This window comes from Variovorax sp. GW821-FHT09D04, assembly GCF_059416405.1.
Map to the genome: position 1 here is coordinate 598749 of NZ_JBWKPA010000003.1, position 16648 is coordinate 615396.

Below are 16648 nucleotides of genomic sequence, written 5' to 3' on the forward strand. Positions count from 1 at the left end.
AAGGTCCTTCGTGCATTCAGTGCGGCTCGGCGGCGAGTGCGGGCGCGGCGTGCGGCGAGACGGGTTCGATCGGCGGCGTGTCGCGGTCGAGGAAGCGCAGCAGCGTCGTCTTGCTGATCGCGCCGCAGAAGCGGCCGTCGCCGGCCACGACCGGCAGGGCGCAGGGCGCCTGCGCGAGCTGGCCGATCAGGCCGGCCACGGGGGCTTCGGCGTCGATGCGCGGCAGGTCCTCGAGGAAGGCGTGCTGCAACCCGAGCGGGCCCGAATGTCCGTCGAGCGCACCGCGCAGCGTGTCGGCCGAGACCACGCCCAGGAAGCGCTTGGTCGGGCTGGTCACGTAGGCGAAGTCGCGGTCCTGGTCTTCGAGCAGCTTGAGCGCCGCGCGCGCGCCGCGCTCGGGGTGCTCGCACACCACGGTGAGCGACTTGCGCGCGATGTCGGCCGCCTTGAACACCGCCGCTGCGTCCACGCCGCGCACGAAGCTGCGCACGTAGTCGTCGGCCGGGGTGCGCAGGATTTCGTCGGGCGTGCCGACCTGGATCACGTGGCCGTCCTTCATGATCGCGATGCGGTCGCCGATGCGCATGGCTTCGTCCAGGTCGTGCGAGATGAAGACGATGGTGCGGCGTTGCACCTGCTGCAGCCGCAGCAGCTCCGACTGCATCTCGGTGCGGATGATCGGGTCGAGCGCCGAGAAGGCCTCGTCCATCAGCAGGATCGACGGATCAGACGCCAGCGCGCGCGCCAGGCCCACGCGCTGCTGCATGCCGCCCGACAGCTCGTCGGGGTAGCTGTCGCCCCAGCCCGAAAGGCCCACCTGCGCGAGCGCCAGGTCAGCCTGCGCGAGGCGGTCTTTCTTGCGCGTGCCCGACAGCTCCAGGCCGAAGGCGGTGTTCTCGCGCACCGTCATGTGCGGCATCAACGCGAACGACTGGAACACCATGCTGATGTCCTTGCGGCGCAGCGCGCGCAGCTTGCTGTCGGAGTGCTCGTTGATGTCGGCGCCGTCGATCACGATGCGCCCGGCGGTCGGCTCGATGAGCCGGTTCAACAGGCGCACCAGCGTCGACTTGCCCGAGCCCGACAGGCCCATGATCACGAAGATCTCGCCGGCCTGGATCTCGAAGGTGGCATCGAACACGCCGATCGACTGGCCGGTCTTCGCCAGGATTTCCTTCTTGGAAAAGCCTTGGCGGACCAGCTCGAGGGCTTGTTCGGGCGAGTCGCCGAACACCTTGAAGACATGGTCGATGAGAATTCCTTTGGCCATATGCCGGGGCTCCTTGAGTGAAGGGTGGACACAGCACCGCCCCGGAGGGCGGCAACGGCCACGCCATCAGCCCGATGAGGGAGCTGCCCGACAGCGCGCATGAAGATTGCGCATGCGCATGCAATGGCCCGGCGAGCCCCGAGGGCTGCCGACAGGCACTGAAGACGACTTGGCGACGAAGCCAGTGCCCGCCGGATGCTTCATTCGCAGACAACGGGCCTGGTCGAGGGGCGCCGCCTGGATGAGCGTGACGTGGCAATGGGGCCGGAAAAAAGATCCGGCCGGTTTGCCGGGCTGAGCCCGGCGTGAAGGGCCTTGCACCGCGACGGGATTCGCAGATCCGCGAGTAGTGCAAGGGTGACCAACATGACTTGTTGGTCGTCGGAAGCCGCTAATTATAACTTTTTGGCATGACGCGAGTCAACCCACGGGCGTATCGTGTCTGTGGGACCCGGGCGAAAGGCCTCGTCAGATGCGAGCTATTCTTATTGAGACCATACTCGGCACCGCGCCCGGTGAGCGGGCGCAACCATCCAAGACTGTGGAGCCATTTTTCTCATGACGACTTCTCCCAAGACCCGTGCCGAGCGCGACACCTTCGGCCCGATCGACGTGCCGGCCGACAAGCTGTGGGGCGCGCAGACGCAGCGCTCGCTGCAGAACTTCGACATCTCCGGCGAACAGCAGCCGCGCGAGATCATCAAGGCGCTGGCGCAGGTCAAGCGCGCGTCCGCCGTGGTCAACCACGCGCTGGGCCTGCAGGACGAGAAGAAGACCCAAGCCATCGTGGCCGCGGCCGACGAAGTCATTGCCGGCAAGCACCCGGGCGAGTTCCCGCTGGTGGTCTGGCAGACCGGCTCGGGCACGCAGAGCAACATGAACGTCAACGAGGTGCTGGCCAACCGCGCCAGCGAACTGCTCGGCGGCGAGCGCGGGGAAGGGCGCCTGGTGCACCCGAACGACGACGTGAACCGCAGCCAGTCGAGCAACGACGTGTTCCCCACCGCCATGCACGTGGCGGCCGTGGAAGCCATCACGCACAAGCTGCTGCCCGCCATCGCCAAGCTGCGCGGTACGCTGGCGAAGAAGGCCGAAGACTTCGCCGACATCGTGAAGATCGGGCGCACCCACCTGCAGGACGCCACGCCGCTCACGCTGGGCCAGGAGTTCTCGGGCTACGTGGCGCAACTGGCGCACGGCGAGGCGCACGTGCGCGCCGCGCTGCCGCACCTGTGCGAACTGGCGCTGGGCGGCACGGCCGTCGGCACCGGGCTCAACGCGCCCAAGGGCTACGCGGAGCAGGTCGCGGCCGAACTCGCGAAGCTCACGAACCTGCCGTTCGTGACCGCGCCGAACAAGTTCGAAGCCATGGCCAGCGTCGATGCGCTGGTGCATGCCCACGGCGCGCTGAAGACGCTCGCCGCCAGCATGAACAAGATCGCCAACGACGTGCGCTGGCTCGCGAGCGGCCCGCGCAGCGGCATCGGCGAACTGAGCATTCCCGAGAACGAACCGGGCTCGTCGATCATGCCGGGCAAGGTCAACCCGACCCAGAGCGAGGCCGTGACGATGCTGGCCGCGCAGGTGTTCGGCAACGATGTCGCCATCAACATCGGCGGGGCCTCGGGCAACTTCGAGCTGAACGTGTTCCGCCCGATGGTGGCGCACAACTTCCTGCAGAGCGTGCGCCTGCTGGCCGACGGCATGGTGAGCTTCAACGACCATTGCGCCGTGGGCATCGAGCCGAACCGCGAACGCATCACGGAGCTGGTGCAGCGTTCGCTGATGCTGGTGACGGCGCTGAACACGCACATCGGCTACGACAAGTCGGCCTACATCGCGAAGAAGGCGCACAAGGAAGGCACGAGCCTGCGCGAGGCGGCGATCGCGTCGGGGCACCTGACGGCCGAGCAGTTCGACCAGTGGGTGGTGCCGGAGAACATGACCGGTCGCTGATCCGCTCCGCAGCCCCAAAGAAAAAAGGACCCGCGAGGGTCCTTTTTCGTTGCCGGCCGATCGATCAGTAGCCGATCGTGTAGCGCTGGCGCGAGTGCGCGGGCTTCTCGAGCTCGTCGATGAACGCGATCGCGTAGTCCTCGAAGGTGATCCAGCTGCGGCCTTCGGCGCTCACCAGCAGGTCGTCCTTGCCGAGGCGGAACTTGCCGGTGCGCTCGCCTTCGACGAATTCGGCGGAGGGCGACAGGAAGGTCCAGTCGAGGTCCTTCTCGTTGCGCAGCGCATCGAGGAACACGCCGCCGGCCGTGGCTTCGGCGCGGTAGGCATCGGGGAAGTTCGGCGTGTCGATCACCTTCAGGCCGGGCGCCGCGAACAGGCTGCCGGCACCGCCGACCACCAGCAGGCGCTTCACGCCCGCGCGCTTCACGGGCTCGATGACGGCCGCGGGCGGCACGGTGGCGAAGTGCGCGGCGCTGAACACGGCGTCATGGCCGGCCACGGCCCTTTCTAGGGCGGCGGCGTCGAGCGCGTCGACATCGACGGTCTTGACGTTGGCACGGCCCGCCAGCTTTGCGCTGGCATGGCGGGCGATGGCCGTCACGGTGTGGCCGCGGCGCAGCGCTTCTTCGAGAAGGCGGCCGCCGGCACGTCCGGTGGCGCCGAGGATGGCGATGTGGCTCATGAGGGACTCCAGTCAAAAGGTTGGGAAGGGGATGAACCGCATCTTAGGTTTCTGGTTTCGAAAGAAATACCTCGAATTCCGCGCTTCTTTATTCCTAAAATCGTTCGAATGGACCGATTGAACGCAATGCGGGTGTTCGTGACTGTGGTGGACGCGGGCAGCCTCTCGGCCGCGGCCGACAAGCTCGACCTGTCGCGCCCGGTGGTCACGCGCTACGTGGCCGAACTGGAGCAATGGACCGGCGCACGCCTGCTGCACCGCACGACGCGCCGCCTGAGCCTCACGGCGGCGGGCGAAGAGCTGCTGCCGCGCTGCCGCCAGGTGCTGGAGCTTGCGGGCGACATGCAGGTGGCGGTGCGCCATCCGGCCGAGGCGCCGAGCGGGCAATTGCGCATCACGGCCAGCACCTCGTTCGCGCAGGCGCAGCTGGCCGGCGCGGTGGCCGACTACGTGCGGCGCTACCCGGGCGTGGCGGTCGACCTGGTGCTGCTCGACCGCGCGGTGAACCTGGTGGACGAGCGCATCGACCTCGCCATCCGCGTGTCGTCCGAGATCGATCCGAACCTCATCGCGCGCCGGCTCTCGGTGTGCCGTTCGGTGGTCTGCGCGACGCCCGACTACCTGAAGACGCACGGCCAGCCGCAGCGCGTGGAAGAGCTGGCGCAGCGCAACTGCCTCACGCACTCGTATTTCGGCCGCAGCCTGTGGAACTTCACGCGCAAGGCCGACGGCCTGCCGGTCTCGGTGGCCGTGGCCGGCAACCTCTCGACCAACGACGCGGCCAGCCTGATGGCGCTGGCACGGGCCGGGGCGGGCATCGCAATGCTGCCCACCTATCTGACGTCGGGGTTACTGCAATCGGGCGAGCTGGTGTCGCTCTTTCCCGATCACGAGCCGCAGGTGCTGGGGGTGTACGCGGTGTACGCCTCGCGCAAGCACATGCCGTCTGCGCTGCGCACCCTGCTCGATTTCCTGGCCGAGCGCTTCACCGAAGTGCCGGCCTGGGACACGCCTTCCTAGTGGTGGGCGTTGGCGGCTGCGGCTTCGTTCATCAGCTTGTCGGTGTAGGCGATGGCCATGGCCGAGAACAGGAACGCGATGTGGATCACGGTCTGCGCGATCAGCACCTTGTCGGTGTAGTTGTCCGCGTTGATGAAGGTCTTGAGCAGGTGGATCGAGCTGATGCCGATGATGGCGGTGGCCAGCTTCACCTTGAGCACCGAGGCGTTCACGTGGCTCAGCCATTCGGGCTGGTCCTGGTGGCCTTCGAGGTCCATGCGACTCACGAAGGTCTCGTAGCCGCCCACGATCACCATGATCAGCAGGTTGGAGATCATCACCACGTCGATCAGCGCCAGCACCACCAGCATGATCACCGTCTCGTTGAGCGAGCCGACCGGTGCGGTGGTCTTGTAGCCGATGCTCGCGATCAGGGCCTGCAGCGCGTCCTTGTTGCCGAAGGCGGCTTCGACCAGGTGCAGCAGTTCGACCAGGAAGTGCACCACGTACACGCCCTGCGCCACGATCAGCCCCAGGTACAGCGGCAGCTGCAACCAGCGGCTCGCGAAGATGAGCCGGGGCAGTGGCTTCAGCGGGGAACTGCGTGCTGGTACGGGCGCGTTCCGGGCGTCGAAAGGATCGGGGGCGGACATGAAGTAAGAAGACAGATGTAAAAAGTCGGGCGATTCTAGAGGTCTCCCAGTGACGCACTCGTGATAACCCTGCGAACTAACATCGACCCCGTCAGTGGCCCGTAAGTGCGTGCCCCGACATTACGGCCGCATTCAATCAGGAGACAAGAGCATGAGCAGCGCATCGAAGAACATTGAATCCGTCCTGGTCGAGAACCGCGTGTTCCCGCCCGACGCCCGCGCCACCGAAGGCGCCCGCATTGCCGGCATGGCCGCCTACGAGGCGCTGTGCAAGGAAGCCGAACAGGACTTCGAAGGCTTCTGGACCCGGCTGGCCAAGGACAACCTGCAGTGGACCAAGCCCTTCACCCGCACCCTGGACGAATCGAAGGCGCCGTTCTACGAATGGTTCGGCGACGGTGAACTCAACGCCAGCGCCAACTGCCTGGACAAGCACATCGGCACCCCCGTCGAGAACAAGACCGCCATCGTCTTCGAAGCCGACGACGGCGCCGTCACCCGCGTCACCTACAAGGAGCTGCTGGCCCGCGTGAGCCAGTTCGCCAACGCGCTCAAGGCGCAGGGCATCAACAAGGGCGACCGCGTCATCATCTACATGCCGATGACCATCGAAGGCGTGGTCGCCATGCAGGCCTGCGCGCGCATCGGCGCCACCCACAGCGTGGTGTTCGGCGGCTTCTCGGCCAAGGCGCTGCAGGAACGCATCATCGACGCGGGCGCCGTGGCCGTCATCACCGCCAACTACCAGCTGCGCGGCGGCAAGGAACTGCCGCTGAAGGCCATCGTGGACGACGGCATCGCGCTGGGCGGCTGCGACACGCTCAAGACCGTGCTCGTGTACGAGCGCACGCCCACCGCGTGGAACCGCGTCGAGGGCCGCGACAAGACCTTCGCCGAAGCGCTGGCCGGGCAGAGCACCGAGTGCGCGCCCGTGCCGGTCAATGCCGAGCACCCGCTGTTCATCCTCTACACCTCGGGCTCCACCGGCAAGCCCAAGGGCGTGCAGCACGCCACCGGCGGCTACCTGCTGTGGGCCAAGCTCACGATGGACTGGACCTTCGACATCCGCCCCGAAGACCTGTTCTGGTGCACCGCCGACATCGGCTGGATCACCGGCCACACCTACGTCGCCTACGGCCCGCTCGCGGCTGGCGCCACGCAGGTCGTGTTCGAAGGCATCCCCACCTTCCCGCATGCGGGGCGCTTCTGGGAAATGATCCAGAAGCACAAGGTCTCGATCTTCTATACCGCGCCCACCGCCATCCGCTCGCTCATCAAGGCGGCCGAAGGCGACGAGAAGGTGCACCCGAAGAACTGGGACCTGACCAGCCTGCGCATCCTCGGTTCGGTCGGCGAGCCGATCAATCCTGAAGCGTGGATGTGGTACCACCGGAACATCGGCGGCGAGCGCTGCCCGATCGTCGACACCTTCTGGCAGACCGAGACCGGCGGCCACGTCATCACGCCGCTGCCGGGCGCCACGCCGCTGGTGCCGGGCTCGTGCACCTTGCCGCTGCCGGGCATCATGGCCGCCATCGTCGACGAGACGGGCAAGGACCTGCCCAACGGCGCGGGCGGCATGCTGGTCATCAAGCGGCCATGGCCCTCGATGATCCGCACCATCTGGAACGACCCCGAGCGCTTCAAGAAGAGCTACTTCCCCGAAGAGATGGGCGGCACCATCTACCTGGCCGGCGACGGCGCGGTGCGCAGCGCCGACCGCGGCTACTTCCGCATCACGGGCCGCATCGACGACGTGCTCAACGTGTCGGGCCACCGCCTGGGCACGATGGAAATCGAATCGGCGCTGGTGTCCAAGACCGACCTCGTGGCCGAAGCCGCGGTGGTGGGCCGGCCTGACGACGTGACGGGCGAGGCCGTGTGTGCTTTCGTGGTGCTCAAGCGCGCGCGCCCGACCGGCGAGGAAGCCAAGCAGATCGCCAACGAGCTGCGCGCGTGGGTCGCCAAGGAAATCGGCCCCATCGCCAAGCCCAAGGACATCCGCTTCGGCGACAACCTGCCCAAGACGCGCAGCGGCAAGATCATGCGGCGCCTGCTGCGCAGCATCGCCAAGGGCGAGGCGATCACGCAGGACACCTCGACGCTGGAGAACCCGGCGATCCTCGATCAGCTGTCCGAGACGAACTGACCCCCGGGATTGGCCGAATCCGGCCATTCCGGAACAGTTGTCACGAACCTGCTGTATCGAGGTGTAGGACATGGCCGTTTGTGCGGCCATGTGCACCAAAGCGGCCTCCTGGCTGAGGTAAAACCGATGTCGTCACCACGTGCCATGACAGGCGCGCGGTCTTGGTCATCGTGATCGGTTGTTTGCAAGGAGGCGCCACATGGGCGTGAGATCCGCTTTTCTTTTTGTCATCGTGCTGCTCATCGCGGGGCTTGCCGCGCTGAACTGGGGCACGTTGTCGGCACCCACCGACGTGTGGCTGGGCTTCATGAGCGTGTCGGCGCCGCTGGGGCTGATCATGCTGGGGCTCACGGCCGTGCTCGCAGCCTTCTTCCTCGTGTACGTGCTGTACCTGCACAGCTCGGTGCTGCTGGAGACCAAGCGCCACACGAAGGAAATGCAGACCCAGCGCGACCTCGCCGACAAGGCCGAGGCCTCGCGCTTCACCGAGCTGCGCAACTTCCTGGAAGCACAGGAGAAGCAGCACATGTCGCACAACGCCGACCGCCACACGGCGCTGCTGGCGCGCATGGATCAGCTGGAAAGCGCGGTCAAGCTGCGTTCGGACCAGACCGACAACACGGTGGCGGCGCACATCGGGCAGCTCGAGGACCGCATCGAACGCCGTCCGGTGCCCAGCGACATCAACCCGAGCATCTGAGCGGGCGCGCCGCTGCGCGCTTCGTTTTCCTGCCGATTACTTCGTCGACAGCACCCAGGCCGCGAGCTTCTTCGCATCGGCTTCGCTGACCTGGTTGTTGGCCGGCATCGGCACCGGGCCCCACACGCCCGAGCCGCCCTTGATGATCTTGGTGGCCAGCGAGTTGGCCGCGCCCTTGTCGTCCTTGTACTTGGCCGCGATGTCCTTGAACGACGGCCCGAGCACCTTGCGTTCGACCGCGTGGCAGCTCATGCAGTTCTTCGACGTGGCAAGGGCCAGGTCGGCAAAGGCGGGCGCCGCGAGGCCGAGGCCCAGGGCTGCCATCAACATCGTTCTTTTCATGGGGACTGTTTTCGTAAGGGCTGAGTTACATTCGATCCAACGCGATTGTAGGTAGCGCGGTGCACACGCACCGGCGGCGATACCGACCAACTCGGAGGGTATTCGCGATGTGGTTTCTGCTCTTGGGTCTGCTCGGTGTAGCCCTCAAATATTTCGAAGTGGGCATGGTCGCCGGCTGGAGCTGGTGGATCGTGCTGAGCCCGTTCGCGCTGGCGCTGGCCTGGTGGGCCTGGGCCGATTCGTCGGGCTATACCAAGCGCAAGGTCATCGAGCGCGAAGAGCGGCGCAAGCAGGCGCGCATCGACCGCCAGAAGACCAACATGGGCCTTCGCACCAGCAACGGGCAACAGCGCCCGCGCCGCTGACCACGCGGCTCCGTCACCCGCGCCGCATGCCGACAGGACGCGCGCCATGGACGACGAAGCCGCCACCCACGCCTTGCTCGTCTTCGGGCTGTCGCTGCTGGTCGGGCCGGCTGTCGGCGCGCTGGTCGGGCGTTTCAAGACCTTCTTCTGGGGCGCAGGCATTGGCGCCTTGCTGATCGGCTGCGCCGGCCTGTACGGCGCGGTCACGGTGGGCTGGCAGCGCTACCAGTCGATCGCGGGCACGGCCAGCACGCAAGGCAGCCTGGTCGAGTTCGTGGAAGAGCGCAGCAAGGACAGCAAGGGCTACGTCACCACCACGCGCGCGCCCCTCGTCGAATACACCGCCGCCGACGGGCAGAAGCGCCGCGTCAAGGGGCTCGGTGGCAGCCTGTCGGACAAGGAGTGGGGCGATGCGGTCGAGGTGCGCTACAGCACCGCCGACCCGGCCCAGGCGCTGGTGGCCGACTTCCAGAACATGTGGGGCATCGTCTGGGGGCTCGGCCTCTTCGGCGGCTTTCCGACGATGTTCGGCCTGTTCTTCACCGGCATGGCGCTCAAGGAGGGCCGCAGGGGGCGGCCGGCGCCGGTGCGCGAGCCGACGCCCACGCAGAAGAAATGGCGCACGCGCGGCACGGTGCTGGCGAACGTGGTGTTCCTGGCCGGCTTCGCGCTGGTGTTTCTCTATCCCGACGACAGCGCGATGAAGCAGTTCGGTGCGGGTTTTCTCACCATCGGCGCGGGGGCGCTGCTGCACTTCGTCGTGCAGAGCTTTCCCCCGGCGATGGACTTCGAAGCCCGGGCCATCTTCGCGATCGTCGGCCTGGGCTTCATGGCCTTCGGCTACGGCGCGTGGATGATGGGCTGATGCCGCTTCAGAACTTGTCGAGCACCGCACCCGAGCTTGCGCTCGAGGCGTTGAACGCGAACTTGGCCTGCACGCCGCGCGTGTAGCGCGGGGCCGGCGGCGTCCAGCCTTCGCGGCGCTTGGCCAGCTCGGCTTCGGGCACGTTCAGTTCGAGCACCAGCTTGTGCGCGTCGATGGTGATCGAGTCGCCTTCGTTCACGAACGCGATGGTGCCGCCCGCCGCCGCTTCCGGCGCGACGTGGCCGACCACCATGCCCCAGGTGCCGCCCGAGAAGCGGCCGTCGGTGATGAGGCCGACGCTCTCGCCCAGGCCCGCGCCGATCAGCGCGCCCGTGGGCGCCAGCATTTCCGGCATGCCCGGGCCGCCCTTGGGGCCGAGGTAGCGCAGCACCATCACGTCGCCGGCGACGATCTTGCCGGCCAGGATGGCCTGCAATGCCGACTGCTCGTCGTCGAACACGCGCGCCGGGCCGGTGATGACCGGGTTCTTCAGGCCGGTGATCTTAGCCACGGCACCTTCGGGCGACAGGTTGCCCTTCAGGATGGCCAGGTGGCCTTCCTCGTACATCGGGTTGTCGATGGGGCGGATCACGTCCTGGTCGGCGCGCGGCACGTCGGGCACGTCCTTGAGCACTTCTTCGATGGTCTGGCCGCTGATGGTGATGCAGTCGCCATGCAGCAGGCCGGCCTTGAGCAGCACCTTCATCACTTGCGGAATGCCGCCGGCCTGATGCAGGTCGACCGCGAGGTACTTGCCCGAGGGCTTCAGGTCGCAGATCACGGGCACCTTCTTGCGCATGCGCTCGAAGTCGTCGATGGACCACTCCACGCCAGCCGCGTGCGCGATGGCCAGGAAGTGCAGCACTGCGTTGGTCGAGCCGCCGGTGGCCATGATGACCGCCACCGCGTTCTCGATGGCCTTCTTGGTCACGATGTCGCGCGGCTTCAGGTCCTTCTTGATGGCCTCGATCAGCACCTTGGCCGATTCCTTGGCCGAGTTGGCCTTCTCGTCGTGCGGGTTCGCCATGGTCGACGAGTAGGGCAGCGAGATGCCCAGCGCCTCGAACGCGCTCGACATCGTGTTGGCCGTGTACATGCCGCCGCACGAGCCGGTGCCGGGAATGGCGCGCTTCTCGATCTCGTGCAGATCTTCGTCGCTCATGTTGCCGGCGGCGTTCTGGCCCACGGCTTCGAACACGCTCACGATGTTCAGGTCCTGGCCCTTGTAGCGGCCCGGGAGGATCGTGCCGCCGTACACGTAGATCGCCGGCACGTTGGCGCGCAGCATGCCCATGAGGCCGCCGGGCATGTTCTTGTCGCAGCCGCCGACCACCAGCACGCCGTCCATCCACTGGCCGCCGACGCAGGTCTCGATGCAGTCGGAGATGACTTCGCGGCTCACCAGCGAGTACTTCATGCCTTCGGTGCCCATCGCCATGCCGTCGGAGATGGTGGGGGTGCCGAACACCTGCGCGTTGCCGCCGGCTTCTTCGATGCCCGCGATGGCCGCGTCGGCCAGCTTCTGCAGGCCCGAGTTGCAGGGCGTGATGGTGCTGTGGCCGTTGGCGACGCCGACCATCGGCTTCTTGAAGTCGCCTTCCTCGTAGCCCATGGCGTAGAACATCGAGCGGTTGGGGGCGCGGCTCTTGCCTTCGGTGATGTTCGCGCTGCGGCGGTTGATCTGGATGGTCTTGGTGTCCATGGTGTCTCTTCTGTCGTGGGGAGATCGTGAGGGGAGCGCCAAGTATCGGACTTCTGATTGATTGGTTCCAATCCAATTTGAAGCATGGATTGATATGCTTGGCATATGAATGAAGCTCTCATCGATCTGCGTGCCTGGCGCCAGTTCGTGGCCGTGGCCGAAGAACTGCACTTCGGTCGCGCCGCCCAGCGCCTGCACATGACGCAGCCGCCGGTCACGCAGGCCATTGCCCAGCTCGAGAAAACGCTGGGCGTGGTGCTGTTCGACCGCACGCGCCGCCGCGTGGCGCTCACGCCGGCCGGCGAGGCGCTGCTGCCCGATGTGCGCGAGCTGCTGGCGCGCGCCCAGGCGCTGCCGGCGCGGGCGCGCGCGGCGGCGGCGGGGCAGGTGGGGCGCGTGCGCATCGCCTTCGTCTCGACGGTCGGCTTTGAACAGCTGCCGGCCTGGGTGCGCGAGTTCCGCGTGCTGTGCCCCGAGGTGGCGCTGGAGCTGGTCGAGGCCACCGGCGACGTGCAGCTCGAGGCCTTCGCGCGCGGCGAGATCGATGCCGGCCTGATGCTGCATTCGCCGGGCGCCGCGCCGCCGGGGCTGGCCTGCCTGCCGGTCGAGGTGGAGCCGCTGGTGCTCGCGCTGCCCGCCCAGCACCGGCTGGCCGAGGCGCGGCCCGTGCCGTTGGCCGAGGTGCTCGACGAGCCGCTGGTGATCTTTCCGCGCCGCATCGTGCCCTCGCTGCACGACGCGATCTTCGACCTCTACCACGCGGCCGGCCGGACGCCGCAGGTGGCGCAGGAGGCGATCCAGATGCAGACCATCGTCAACCTCGTGTCGGGCGGCATCGGCGTGGCCTGGGTGCCGCACAGCGTGATGCAGTTCCGGCGCGCGGGCGTGGTCTACCGGCAGGTCCACGAGTTCAAGGGCGTGGGGCGCCGCCGCGTGACGCTGCCGGTGTGCGAGACCAGCCTCGTGTGGCCCGCGCAAGCCGCGCATCCGGCGCTGGCGCGCTTCGTGGCCTTCGTGCGCGAGCGGGCGGGGCGCGTGCCGGCGTAAGACTCAGGCGCTGCGCGAAGCCCGGCCGGCGGGCGAGGGCGCATCGAGCGTGTTCGCCAGCAGCGTGTCGAGCCATCCCGCGAAGGCCTGCACCCGCCGCGACAGATTGCGTCGGTGCGGGTAGACGAGGTGCACCGGCAGCGGCTCGGCGCGCGCGTCGGGCAGCACTTCCACCAGCTCGCCGGCCGCGAGGTGCTCGCGCACGTCGTAGGCCGGGATCTGGATCAGGCCCAGCCCCGCCAGCGCGCAGGCGATGTAGGTCTCGGCGTTGTTCGCCGCCACCTGGCTGCGCAGGCGCAGCACCTGGGTCTCGCCGTCGCGCACTTGCCATTCCCAGGGTGCGGCCCGGCCGCTGGTTGGCGAGGCGTAGTTGACCGCCACGTGCTGCGGCAGGTCGGCCGGCGTGCGCGGCGTGCCGTGGCGCGCGAGGTAGGCGGGGCTGGCGCAGTTGATGAGCGTGAAGTGCCCCAGCGGCCGGGCCACGAGGCTGCTGCTGGCGAGCGGGCCGACGCGCAGGGCGCAGTCCACGCCTTCGAGCACGAGGTCGACCGCGCGGTCGCTGGAGCCCAGTTCGAGCTCGACCGCCGGGTGACGTGCAAAGAAGTCGGGCAGCGCCGGCGCGATCAGCAGGCGCGCGATGCGGCTGGGCACGTCGACCTTGAGTCGGCCGCTCACGCTGCTGTGCGCGGGCTGGAACTGCTGCTCCATGTCCTCCATGTCGGCCACCAAAGCGCGCGCCCGTTCGAGCAGCACCTCGCCGTCGGGCGTGAGGCCCACGCGGCGCGTGGTGCGGTGCAGCAGGCGCGAGCCCAGGCGGGCCTCGAGCTGCTGGATGGCGGTCGAGATGGTGGCGCGCGGCAGCGCCAGCCGGTCGGCGGCGCGCGTGAAGCTGCCGGTTTCGGCCACGCGCAGGAAGACCTGGAGGAGTTCGATGCGGTCCATGGCGGCGGGCTGATTGTTCGTGGTTTCCAGAACAGTCTAGCCTTGAATGAATGATTTATCTGCAACTTGACGATCAATAGACTGGCGGCTCGTCACACATCCCGTCCCGGGTCTTTCACTCACTCAGAGGAATCCATCCATGTCCGCACGCACGCTCACGAACAAGGTCGCCGTCATCGCCGGCGGTGGCAAGAACCTCGGTGCCCTCATCGCCCACCAGCTGGTCGACGGCGGCGCCCGCGGCATCGCCATCCACTACAACAGCGACGGCTCGCGCGCCGAGGCCGAGCAGACGGCCGCCGCGCTGAAGGCCAAGGGCGCCGACACGCTGCTGGTGCAGGGCGACCTCGCGGTGGTCGAGAACAATGTGAAGCTGTTCGACCAGGCCGTGAAGCACTTCGGCCAGGTCGACCTGGCGATCAACACGGCGGGCGTGGTGATCAAGAAGCCGATCCTGGACATCACCGAAGCCGACTACGACAAGAGCTTCGACGCCAATGCCAAGGCGGCCTTCTTCTTCATCCAGCAGGCCGGCCGCACGCTGGCCGACGGCGGCAGCATCGTGACGCTGGTGAGCTCGCTGCTCGCGGCCTACACGCCGTTCTATGCCATCTACCCGGCGGCGAAGGCGGCGGTGGAGCACTACACGCGCGCGGCCTCCAAGGAGTTCGGCGACCGCGGCATCTCGGTGAATGCCATCGGCCCCGGCCCGATGGACACGCCGTTCTTCTACGGCCAGGAAAGCCCCGAGGCCGTGGCGTACCACAGCAGCGCCGCCGCGCTCAGCAAGTACTCGAAGAAGGGCCTCACCGACATCGAGGACATCGCGCCCATCGTGCGCTTCCTGGTCACCGAAGGCTGGTGGATCACGGGCCAGACGATCTTCGCCAACGGTGGCTACACCACGCGCTGAAACGCCGATATCCGGCAAGATGCGCCCAGGAGGACAACGCAGATGCACACAGTCATGGTGATGGGAGGCGGCTTCGCGCTGCTGGTGGTGTTTCTTCTGGCCGGCCGCTTCATGGGCGACGGCTCGTCGATGGCGCTGGCCGCGGCGGCCAAGTGGTTCATTCCGGCGTGGTTCGTCGGCGCGGGCATCAACATGGCCGTGGGCGTGCTCAAGGCCGGGTACTCGGTGGCCGAGGAGCTGCCGATCTTCCTGTTCATCTTCGCGGTGCCGGCCCTGGTGGCGGGGTTGCTGTGGTGGAAGTTCGGGCGCTGACATTGCCCTGAATGCCCCCGTGGCGGCGGCGTCATTGCGCCACGGCACAATCGTCGGATGCTCATGTATCCGCAGATCAATCCCATCGCCTTGCAGCTGGGGCCGGTGGCCATCCACTGGTACGGCCTGACCTACCTGGCGGCCTTCGCGCTGTTTTATTTTCTGGGCACGCGCCGCCTGCACCACGAGCCGTTCCGCTCGCTGGCCACGGCCGGCGTGTGGCAACGCAAGGACATCGAGGACATCCTGTTCCTGGGTGTCATGGGCGTGATCGTTGGCGGCCGGCTCGGCTACTGCCTGTTCTACAAGCCCGAGTACTACCTCACGCACCCGCTCGAGATTCTTTATGTGTGGCAGGGCGGCATGAGCTTCCATGGCGGCCTGCTCGGCGTGATCGGCGCCATGGTGTGGTTTGCGCGCTCGCGTGCGCGGCCGTTCTGGCAGGTGATGGACTTCGTCGCGCCCTGCGTGCCGACCGGCCTGGCCGCGGGCCGCGTGGGCAACTTCATCAACGGCGAGCTGTGGGGCCGCTTCAGCAGCCCCGAGCTGCCGTGGGGCATGGTGTTCCCGCAAAGCGGCTCGATGCTGCCGCGCCACCCGTCGCAGGTCTACCAGTTCCTGCTCGAAGGGCTGCTGCTGTTCGTCGTGATGTGGCTCTATGCGCGCAAGGAGCGCAAGCAGGGGCAGGTGGCCGCCGTGTTCCTCATCGGTTATGGCGTGCTGCGCTTCGTGGCCGAGTACTTCCGCGAGCCCGACGATTTCCTGGGCCTGCGCGCGCTCAGCCTGAGCCAGGGCCAGTGGCTCAGCGTGCCGATGGTGATCGCCGGCATCGCGCTGTGGTTCTGGTTCGGCCGCGCCGGCAAGACGGGCAGCACCGCGCGCGCCTGACCTCTTCACACCCCGCACAACGCGGCGCAGCACCTTCGGGTGCGCGCCGCTTTTTTTCGTCCGTCTCAGGGTAATTCCGGGCCGCAAGGGCAGGGCGCGGCCCTTGCATTGCGTTAACCATGCACTCACAATTATGCGTAATTACAGGAAATTACGCGAAACGCCCACCGACTTTCCGAGTCCTTCACGCATGCGCCTGGTCCCCAACTCCCTCCACGACGAAGTCGCCGCCACGCTGCGCGAGCAGATCTTCGACGGCACGCTGTCGCCCGGCAGCTTCGTGGATGAGGTGGCCCTGTGCGAGCGGCTGTCGATCTCGCGCACGCCGCTGCGCGAGGCGCTGAAGGTGCTCACGGCCGAAGGCCTGCTGCGCCACGAGCCGCGCCGCGGCTGCTTCGTGAACGAGGTGACGGAGCGCGACCTCGACGAAATCTTTCCGGTCATTGCGCTGCTCGAAGGGCGCTGCGCCTACGAGGCCGCGCGCAACGCCAGCGACGCCGAGCTGAACGAACTCGACGCGCTGCACGAGCGCCTGGTGCGCCACGCCAAGGCGCGGCGCATCAACGACTACTACGCCACCAACCACATCATTCACGAGGCGATCATCAAGCTCGCCGACAACAAGTGGCTGGCTCAGGTGATCGGCGACCTGCGCAAGATCCTGAAGCTGGCGCGGCTGCAGCAGCTGCACGCGCCGGGGCGGCTCGACCAGAGCCTGTCGGAGCACCTGGCCGTGTTCGCCGCGCTCAAGGCGCGCGACAGCGAAGGCGCCGATGCCGCCATGCGCACCCACATGACGCGCCAGCGCGAAGCCTTGCGCGAAGTGATGCAACAGCAGAAATCCCGGGTGATGCCGTGACACG

17 protein-coding genes are annotated in these 16648 nt (G+C 67.4%); 11 read left to right on the top strand and 6 right to left on the bottom strand.

Translation table 11 applies throughout. The features are described from left to right. Positions 1-16: 16 nt before the first annotated feature. The gene (gene proV / locus AC07O4_RS13100; protein ID WP_062475815.1) at positions 17-1270 is read right to left on the bottom strand and encodes a glycine betaine/L-proline ABC transporter ATP-binding protein ProV; all 1254 of its coding nucleotides are present in this window, start codon (positions 1268-1270) and stop codon (positions 17-19) included. A 558-nt stretch (positions 1271-1828) separates the two neighbouring features. Here proV and fumC point away from each other — a divergent pair. Next, positions 1829-3226 (top strand): class II fumarate hydratase, encoded by a 1398-nt coding sequence (gene fumC / locus AC07O4_RS13105; protein WP_495304752.1) that lies wholly within the window; start codon positions 1829-1831, stop codon positions 3224-3226. A gap of 64 nt (positions 3227-3290) precedes the next feature. Here the strand turns inward: fumC and AC07O4_RS13110 are convergent, their stop codons facing one another. Continuing rightward, positions 3291-3908, bottom strand: coding sequence for an NAD(P)-dependent oxidoreductase (locus AC07O4_RS13110; RefSeq protein ID WP_495304753.1), 618 nt, complete (start codon positions 3906-3908; stop codon positions 3291-3293). A 108-nt stretch (positions 3909-4016) separates the two neighbouring features. Between AC07O4_RS13110 and AC07O4_RS13115 the strand changes: the two genes are divergently transcribed. Next, a complete protein-coding gene (locus AC07O4_RS13115) occupies positions 4017-4928 on the top strand; it encodes a LysR family transcriptional regulator (protein ID WP_495304754.1) in 912 nt (303 codons plus the stop codon). On the opposite strand, the gene AC07O4_RS13120 is transcribed toward AC07O4_RS13115, so the two are convergent. After that, on the bottom strand, positions 4925-5560 hold the full coding sequence (locus tag AC07O4_RS13120; protein ID WP_095947778.1) for a YqhA family protein: 636 nt from the start codon (positions 5558-5560) through the stop codon (positions 4925-4927). The two genes, AC07O4_RS13115 and AC07O4_RS13120, sit on opposite strands and share 4 nt — an antisense overlap. Before the next feature lie 151 nt (positions 5561-5711). Between AC07O4_RS13120 and acs the strand changes: the two genes are divergently transcribed. After that, complete coding sequence (acs, locus tag AC07O4_RS13125) at positions 5712-7709, top strand: acetate--CoA ligase (protein ID WP_495304755.1); 1998 nt, start codon at positions 5712-5714, stop codon at positions 7707-7709. Between the two features lie 199 nt (positions 7710-7908). Then, complete coding sequence (locus AC07O4_RS13130; RefSeq protein WP_062482638.1) at positions 7909-8409, top strand: hypothetical protein; 501 nt, start codon at positions 7909-7911, stop codon at positions 8407-8409. 36 nt (positions 8410-8445) lie between these two features. Here AC07O4_RS13130 and AC07O4_RS13135 read toward each other — a convergent pair whose 3' ends face one another. Further along, a complete protein-coding gene (locus AC07O4_RS13135) occupies positions 8446-8751 on the bottom strand; it encodes a c-type cytochrome (RefSeq protein WP_095745089.1) in 306 nt (101 codons plus the stop codon). Between the two features lie 107 nt (positions 8752-8858). On the opposite strand from AC07O4_RS13135, the gene AC07O4_RS13140 reads away from it, so the two are divergent. After that, positions 8859-9116, top strand: a complete 258-nt coding sequence (locus AC07O4_RS13140; protein ID WP_062482640.1) for a TIGR04438 family Trp-rich protein — start codon at positions 8859-8861, stop codon at positions 9114-9116. Positions 9117-9162: 46 nt separating this feature from the next. Beyond that, positions 9163-9981, top strand: a complete 819-nt coding sequence (locus tag AC07O4_RS13145) for a DUF3592 domain-containing protein (protein WP_095947776.1) — start codon at positions 9163-9165, stop codon at positions 9979-9981. Positions 9982-9988: 7 nt separating this feature from the next. Here the strand turns inward: AC07O4_RS13145 and ilvD are convergent, their stop codons facing one another. Beyond that, a complete protein-coding gene (ilvD, locus tag AC07O4_RS13150) occupies positions 9989-11683 on the bottom strand; it encodes a dihydroxy-acid dehydratase (protein WP_495304756.1) in 1695 nt (564 codons plus the stop codon). A 105-nt stretch (positions 11684-11788) separates the two neighbouring features. Here ilvD and AC07O4_RS13155 point away from each other — a divergent pair, with 105 nt between their 5' ends. Then, positions 11789-12730: a LysR family transcriptional regulator gene (locus AC07O4_RS13155; RefSeq protein ID WP_495304757.1), complete on the top strand. Its 942-nt coding sequence runs from the start codon at positions 11789-11791 to the stop codon at positions 12728-12730. A 3-nt stretch (positions 12731-12733) separates the two neighbouring features. On the opposite strand, the gene AC07O4_RS13160 is transcribed toward AC07O4_RS13155, so the two are convergent. Then, positions 12734-13672, bottom strand: coding sequence for a LysR family transcriptional regulator (locus tag AC07O4_RS13160; RefSeq protein WP_495304758.1), 939 nt, complete (start codon positions 13670-13672; stop codon positions 12734-12736). Positions 13673-13811: 139 nt separating this feature from the next. Between AC07O4_RS13160 and AC07O4_RS13165 the strand changes: the two genes are divergently transcribed. The 4 genes from AC07O4_RS13165 to AC07O4_RS13180 all read left to right on the top strand — a co-directional run bounded on the left by AC07O4_RS13165 (position 13812) and on the right by AC07O4_RS13180 (position 16644). Next, on the top strand, positions 13812-14585 hold the full coding sequence (locus AC07O4_RS13165; RefSeq protein WP_070060483.1) for an SDR family oxidoreductase: 774 nt from the start codon (positions 13812-13814) through the stop codon (positions 14583-14585). A gap of 42 nt (positions 14586-14627) precedes the next feature. Further along, complete coding sequence (locus AC07O4_RS13170; RefSeq protein WP_062480550.1) at positions 14628-14897, top strand: hypothetical protein; 270 nt, start codon at positions 14628-14630, stop codon at positions 14895-14897. 57 nt (positions 14898-14954) lie between these two features. Next, positions 14955-15785: a prolipoprotein diacylglyceryl transferase gene (gene lgt, locus AC07O4_RS13175; protein WP_095947771.1), complete on the top strand. Its 831-nt coding sequence runs from the start codon at positions 14955-14957 to the stop codon at positions 15783-15785. A gap of 190 nt (positions 15786-15975) precedes the next feature. Continuing rightward, entirely contained in the window at positions 15976-16644 is a 669-nt protein-coding gene (locus AC07O4_RS13180) for a GntR family transcriptional regulator (protein WP_062480546.1), read from the top strand. The last annotated feature ends 4 nt before the right edge of the window (positions 16645-16648 follow it).

Excerpts from the sequence above, each read along its gene's own strand:
- proV (WP_062475815.1), bottom strand. The coding sequence starts at position 1,270 with ATGGCCAAAGGAATTCTCATCGACCATGTCTTCAAGGTGTTCGGCGAC.
- fumC (WP_495304752.1), top strand. The coding sequence starts at position 1,829 with ATGACGACTTCTCCCAAGACCCGTGCCGAGCGCGACACCTTCGGCCCG.
- AC07O4_RS13110 (WP_495304753.1), bottom strand. The coding sequence starts at position 3,908 with ATGAGCCACATCGCCATCCTCGGCGCCACCGGACGTGCCGGCGGCCGC.
- AC07O4_RS13115 (WP_495304754.1), top strand. The coding sequence starts at position 4,017 with ATGGACCGATTGAACGCAATGCGGGTGTTCGTGACTGTGGTGGACGCG.
- AC07O4_RS13120 (WP_095947778.1), bottom strand. The coding sequence starts at position 5,560 with ATGTCCGCCCCCGATCCTTTCGACGCCCGGAACGCGCCCGTACCAGCA.
- acs (WP_495304755.1), top strand. The coding sequence starts at position 5,712 with ATGAGCAGCGCATCGAAGAACATTGAATCCGTCCTGGTCGAGAACCGC.
- AC07O4_RS13130 (WP_062482638.1), top strand. The coding sequence starts at position 7,909 with ATGGGCGTGAGATCCGCTTTTCTTTTTGTCATCGTGCTGCTCATCGCG.
- AC07O4_RS13135 (WP_095745089.1), bottom strand. The coding sequence starts at position 8,751 with ATGAAAAGAACGATGTTGATGGCAGCCCTGGGCCTCGGCCTCGCGGCG.
- AC07O4_RS13140 (WP_062482640.1), top strand. The coding sequence starts at position 8,859 with ATGTGGTTTCTGCTCTTGGGTCTGCTCGGTGTAGCCCTCAAATATTTC.
- AC07O4_RS13145 (WP_095947776.1), top strand. The coding sequence starts at position 9,163 with ATGGACGACGAAGCCGCCACCCACGCCTTGCTCGTCTTCGGGCTGTCG.
- ilvD (WP_495304756.1), bottom strand. The coding sequence starts at position 11,683 with ATGGACACCAAGACCATCCAGATCAACCGCCGCAGCGCGAACATCACC.
- AC07O4_RS13155 (WP_495304757.1), top strand. The coding sequence starts at position 11,789 with ATGAATGAAGCTCTCATCGATCTGCGTGCCTGGCGCCAGTTCGTGGCC.
- AC07O4_RS13160 (WP_495304758.1), bottom strand. The coding sequence starts at position 13,672 with ATGGACCGCATCGAACTCCTCCAGGTCTTCCTGCGCGTGGCCGAAACC.
- AC07O4_RS13165 (WP_070060483.1), top strand. The coding sequence starts at position 13,812 with ATGTCCGCACGCACGCTCACGAACAAGGTCGCCGTCATCGCCGGCGGT.
- AC07O4_RS13170 (WP_062480550.1), top strand. The coding sequence starts at position 14,628 with ATGCACACAGTCATGGTGATGGGAGGCGGCTTCGCGCTGCTGGTGGTG.
- lgt (WP_095947771.1), top strand. The coding sequence starts at position 14,955 with ATGCTCATGTATCCGCAGATCAATCCCATCGCCTTGCAGCTGGGGCCG.
- AC07O4_RS13180 (WP_062480546.1), top strand. The coding sequence starts at position 15,976 with ATGCGCCTGGTCCCCAACTCCCTCCACGACGAAGTCGCCGCCACGCTG.